Annotated in this window: 1 protein-coding gene; it reads right to left on the bottom strand. The window is 56.2% G+C overall.

What is annotated here, in order from left to right; all coding sequences use genetic code 11:
* A partial coding sequence (locus GHO42_RS04685) for an LLM class flavin-dependent oxidoreductase (RefSeq protein ID WP_153384128.1) occupies positions 1–441 on the bottom strand: 441 nt, incomplete at both ends.

Here is a 441-nt window from a genome sequence, read left to right as displayed (position 1 = left end):
CATACAAATCACAGGTGAAAATAAGTTCGTCTGCCTGCGTTTGATCAACCAGCACTTCGAGTTTGGCGCGAATTTTCTCTGGGCTGCCGACCATGGCCAGGCCCAAAAAGCTCATCACTGCCTCTTTCTCGTGGGGTAGCCACAGGCCATCCATGGTCTTCACAGGCGCACGCTGAACCAGACTTTGGCCGCGCATCAGCGCCAGAATTCGCTGGTACACGGAGGTTGCCAGGTACTCGGCGTGCTCATCCGTATCGGCAGCGACCAAGGGCACCCCGAGCATCACGTAGGGTTTGTCGAGAACGGCTGAAGGCTTGAAGTGATTGCGGTACACACGAATCGCTTCATGCATTAAACGCGGTGCGAAATGTGACGCGAAGGCGTACGGCAAACCGCGCTCACCGGCCAATTGTGCGCTAAACAGACTTGAGCCCAGCAACC

Origin of the sequence: Pseudomonas sp. FSL R10-0056, assembly GCF_009600105.1 — a bacterium.
In the GTDB taxonomy this organism is placed as follows: domain Bacteria; phylum Pseudomonadota; class Gammaproteobacteria; order Pseudomonadales; family Pseudomonadaceae; genus Aquipseudomonas; species Aquipseudomonas bubulae.
The sequence above is the reverse complement of the archived record's forward strand: the minus strand, read 5'-3'. Positions and strand labels throughout refer to the sequence as shown.